Origin of the sequence: Lactiplantibacillus paraxiangfangensis, assembly GCF_036246185.1 — a bacterium.
GTDB lineage: Bacteria > Bacillota > Bacilli > Lactobacillales > Lactobacillaceae > Lactiplantibacillus > Lactiplantibacillus paraxiangfangensis.
Genome location: NZ_BTPW01000056.1, coordinates 1 through 4,069, shown reverse-complemented (window position 1 = coordinate 4,069; position 4,069 = coordinate 1). Strand labels below are relative to the sequence as shown.

The following is a 4,069-nucleotide window of genomic DNA, read 5'->3' as shown; positions in this document are numbered from 1 at the left end:
TTCGTTCGGAATAGGTTATACTAGACAAAAGATCAGCTCCTAAAAGATGGGTTTGTGGTAAACACCATTTTAAAGGAAGCTGATCTTTTTTGTCCGAACAGCGTTCGGATTAATTTTACAATCTACCAATTACTAGATATGCCCAAAAGTTACTGGAATAGTCCCTCTAACGTCGATAAATTTGTTATAAAACCCATTAAAGAAGAATTAACTCCTTTGTTTAGAGGATTAACGGTTAGAAAAAAATATGGTAAAGGGCGTGGGAAACCAGTTATTGGCTATTCGTTTACCTGGAAACCCGAAAAGAAAGATGCCAATGATTTCTCACAAGGCCAATTACAAGATGAGCGTCAAAAGCTTTTTAATATTCAGCATAATGGTGAATTAACAGAGCAGGAAAAATGGCGCGCCATTGACAAGGTTAAAGGGTTAACTTTAGGCTCTACTGAGAAACAAGCATTGGCTGATAAACAGGCCGAGCACGATAAAAAAATAAGAGATCAAGCAAGACAAGAAGCACTTGCTGAACTCCGAAAGGGGTTTGGAAATAATGCCTAAAACAATTAGAGAACTTGCTGATGAATTGGGCGTTTCAAAGCAGGCTATATGGCAAAAGATAAAAAGAGATGCGTCAATCGATTTACGTCAATTTACATCAACAAAAGGTAATACTGTTTACGTTGATGTTGATGGGCAAAAAGCTATTAAAGCAATGTTCTCAAACAATTCGTCAACAAGATACCGTCAACAAAAAGATGATGTTGACGACAACAAAAAAGATGCGGTTGATGGACAAGATGAAGTGAAATTCCTTCGAAATTTAGTATCAGAAATTCAATCTGAAAAGAAAGAGTTACATAAGTTACTAGATCAGCAACAAAGATTGGCCTTACAGGACAAACAACTGCTCGAAGAATACAAAGCAGAAAACGACAGATTAAAAGTTCTCAAAATGCCCTCACAGGAAACAGAATTCAAACACTTAGACAATCAATATAAAGATGAAGTGAACGGGAACGCTCTTAAAGAGAAGTTGGAAAATTTGCAGGAACAAATCAAAGTTCAAAAAAGGATAGAAGAACAAGAAAAACCAAGAAAATGGTGGGGACTATGGCGAAAATAGATGATTCAGTTAAATTGACATCATTTAAAGGTAATTTATATGATGTGATGAAGTTAATCTTAGCTAAACGTGGGGTAAGTGTAGGACGAGCACGTAATCCTTTACCACATGTAGAAGATGATGAAATGGATCATGTTGAGGTAGTACGGCAACATATTGATGATGCAATTGCTGAATTTACTAAATAATAAAAAAACGCCGAGTCTCCTTAAAAGAGGCTCAGCGTTTTTTTAAATCTGTGACCAGACGTCCGCTCCCAAAGTAGGGAAGAGAGGTACGATGCGGCCTAGTTGTTCAGCTGTATATTGAAACTCAATTGCTGGTAATAAAACGTTAATTGCATCGGCAGCATGTTCACTAACTTCAGCTGCTCCTACAAGATGATGGTCTTGATCGTAAATCAAGGTGTTATCACCAATTGTTTCCTTATCAACTTGGCGGAACCATCCGTCAGGAAGATGATTAGTTTTAATGGTGTAATCAGGATTTTGCTGAGCTTCTTCGACGCTCATACCAACCTGTGCGATTTGTGGTGAGGTAAAGACAATGGTTGGGATGGGCGGATAGTTGATTGCGTCAGTAGTCTTTCCTGTGAAAAGTTGGGTTAAATAACTAGATTCAAAGATCGCAGTCGGGGTGAGCTTAGGCTGTTCTTTATCAAGCACATCACCAGAAGCATAGATGTTATCAATGTTAGTTTGAAGATGATCGTTAACTTCGATCCCGTTAGCATTGTAACTAACGCCTACTTCGTCTAATCCGATGTTTTCGATGTTAGGAATTCGTCCGGTAGCATCCAAAATCCAGTCGGTGGTGAGGGTTTCGTGATCGTTATAAGACACGGTAAAATGAGAACCGTCTTCCTCAAAACGATCCACCTGAGCGTTGTAAATGAACTTCACCCCTCGTTTTTCGAGGTCGGCAATGACTTGTTTTACGTAATCTTGATTAAATTTGCGCAACGCCCGATTATGGCGTAAAAGTACAGTGACGTTCGCGCCGGCAGCATTGGCAATCGTGGCAAATTCCATGCCGATATAGCCCGCGCCAATAATTACGATATTTTCAGGAAGCTGTTTGAGGTTCATAAAATCGGTACTGTCATGCGTAAGTTCTGAGCCCATAACATCTAGATGGTGGGGACGTAGCCCCGTTGCAATCACGATTTTGTCAGCGGTGTAGCGCTGTTGATCCACTTCGATGGTGTGAGCATCAACAAATTTTCCACGACCGTGAATAATTTCGATGTCAACAGAGTCGAGTAAACCAGTAATCATGTCCGGCAAGCCGTCGATGACTTCGTGTTCATGTTCTACATTGGCAGTCCAATCCAGCTTTAAGTCACCATTTACAATGCCATCAAGGCGTTCTTGGTGGCGTAAAAGTTGAACCGGGTTGTCCAGCGTAATTTTCGCGTTGCATCCACGGTTTGGACAAGTTCCCCCGATTTTGTCCGCTTCGATAATGGCGACTTTTTTACCACTATTAGCTAGTGGAACCGCCCCGTCGAAGGCACCATGCCCCGCGCCTAAGTACAAAACATCAAATTGATAACTTTCAGTCATTTAATTACCTCCATCCTAAATTTAGGTGAATAAATAATTACCATTGTTGGCACGAGCATAGCAGAGGATAGGTGCGAGTTGCAAGCGATTGCAACTGAAGAGAACAAAAAGCAATCCTTAACTTTAAATAAGGATTGCTAAAAAATATCTTACTAACGTTTTAATGATTTAATCGATAGCATTGAAATACCACCAATCAAGGAAAAAATAAATGAAACAATAAAAATTCCAGAATAACCAAAAAGACTTATGACGGCAGCGGCTAAAACGGGTGCGATAGCTTGTGTAATTGTATTACCTAAGTTGTAAACACCTAAGAAAAATGCAACACGATTTTGATCGGGGATAACTTTTAAGTTTAATAAATTATCAAGTGCGTTCCATAAGCCCATTCCTAAACCGGCAGCTAAGGCGTAAAGAATAATACCAGTATTATTTCTTAAGAAGAACAGGGAGAGACCTGCAATTGCTAATAAGATAGTTGAGAGACCTACTGGTAATTTCAGTATTTTAAATTTATTAGATAGTGGCCCAGCGACTAATCCCATCAAAATGCCAAAAATAAGCATAATCATGTTAACAAGTTGGATAGAAGATTGAGTTTGATTACCACGATGAAGAAAGTCGGTCATTATATATAAAATGTATCCTGTAATTGCAAAGTTTCCAACTCCCTGAAACATTTTTCCTATAAGAGCTAGGTAGTAGTCGCGCCAATTTGCCAAGAAGGAAAAATTAACTTTACATTTTTTAAAGAAAACTTTTCTTTCTTTTTAGTTGAGGTTTCATCTAAATTAGAAGGCTCATGGACAATCAAAGTTGCAATTAATACGCCAGCAAATGTGAATATACCAAAGACTATAAATCCTAGTCGAAACTGGCTAAGGAACAAAGCACCGATAACGTTAAATCCGTTATTACCTAAAGCCATGCCTAGACCACCATAAGCAGAAGAAGCAGTCCCCTTTCCATCTTCAGGTGCAAAGGATAATCCAGATTTAAAAAGCCAAGAGCTAAAAAAGCCCAACAAACTTTACAACAATAATCGTAAAAAGCGCCTAGAAATAGGCTTTTTTTCATGTTTCGACGTTTGAGAAACGCATTCTAAGTCCAGTTTTTATTAATAAATGGGTTAATGTCCGCTAAATGAATATATAAACTGCGTCATAACTTAACAGTTGTGGCCTGTTTTTTGATGCTGTATAATTAAAGGGTTAGAACCGTGTCATTACTTAATGACATAAGTAAGGAGAGAAAAAGATGAAATATGGCTATGCGCGGGTCAGTACCACTGATCAAAAATTAGCAAATCAAATTGAGTTACTAAAATTGGCAGGAGCAGAAAAAATCTTTCAGGAAAAGTTTACCGGCACAACTACTG

General features: G+C 38.6%; 6 protein-coding genes and 1 pseudogene. 4 read left to right on the top strand and 3 right to left on the bottom strand.

Going from position 1 to position 4,069, the window contains the following annotated elements:
* Window positions 1–123: 123 nt before the first annotated feature.
* The 3 genes and pseudogenes from AAA939_RS15185 to AAA939_RS15175 form a co-directional block, all read left to right on the top strand.
* Window positions 124–558 (top strand): annotated as a pseudogene (locus AAA939_RS15185) (replication initiation protein); the annotation flags it as partial.
* On the top strand, window positions 551–1,123 hold the full coding sequence (locus AAA939_RS15180) for a helix-turn-helix domain-containing protein (RefSeq protein ID WP_125574589.1): 573 nt from the start codon (window positions 551–553) through the stop codon (window positions 1,121–1,123). The pseudogene AAA939_RS15185 and the gene AAA939_RS15180, both read left to right, overlap by 8 nt.
* Window positions 1,111–1,311, top strand: coding sequence for a hypothetical protein (locus AAA939_RS15175; RefSeq protein WP_020090466.1), 201 nt, complete (start codon window positions 1,111–1,113; stop codon window positions 1,309–1,311). The genes AAA939_RS15180 and AAA939_RS15175 overlap by 13 nt, the downstream gene beginning before the upstream one ends.
* A gap of 42 nt (window positions 1,312–1,353) precedes the next feature.
* Here the strand turns inward: AAA939_RS15175 and AAA939_RS15170 are convergent, their stop codons facing one another.
* The 3 genes from AAA939_RS15170 to AAA939_RS15160 all read right to left on the bottom strand — a co-directional run bounded on the left by AAA939_RS15170 (window position 1,354) and on the right by AAA939_RS15160 (window position 3,619).
* Window positions 1,354–2,688, bottom strand: a complete 1,335-nt coding sequence (locus AAA939_RS15170; protein WP_002831210.1) for a dihydrolipoyl dehydrogenase family protein — start codon at window positions 2,686–2,688, stop codon at window positions 1,354–1,356.
* 152 nt (window positions 2,689–2,840) lie between these two features.
* On the bottom strand, window positions 2,841–3,371 hold the full coding sequence (locus AAA939_RS15165; protein ID WP_005919347.1) for an MFS transporter: 531 nt from the start codon (window positions 3,369–3,371) through the stop codon (window positions 2,841–2,843).
* A gap of 14 nt (window positions 3,372–3,385) precedes the next feature.
* Window positions 3,386–3,619 carry a hypothetical protein gene (locus tag AAA939_RS15160; protein WP_010013316.1) on the bottom strand — a complete coding sequence of 78 codons (234 nt, stop codon included), beginning with the start codon at window positions 3,617–3,619 and terminating at the stop codon, window positions 3,386–3,388.
* A 329-nt stretch (window positions 3,620–3,948) separates the two neighbouring features.
* Here AAA939_RS15160 and AAA939_RS15155 point away from each other — a divergent pair.
* Window positions 3,949–4,069, top strand: a 121-nt coding sequence (locus AAA939_RS15155; RefSeq protein ID WP_182995444.1) for a recombinase family protein, incomplete at its 3' end; no start/stop codon positions are given.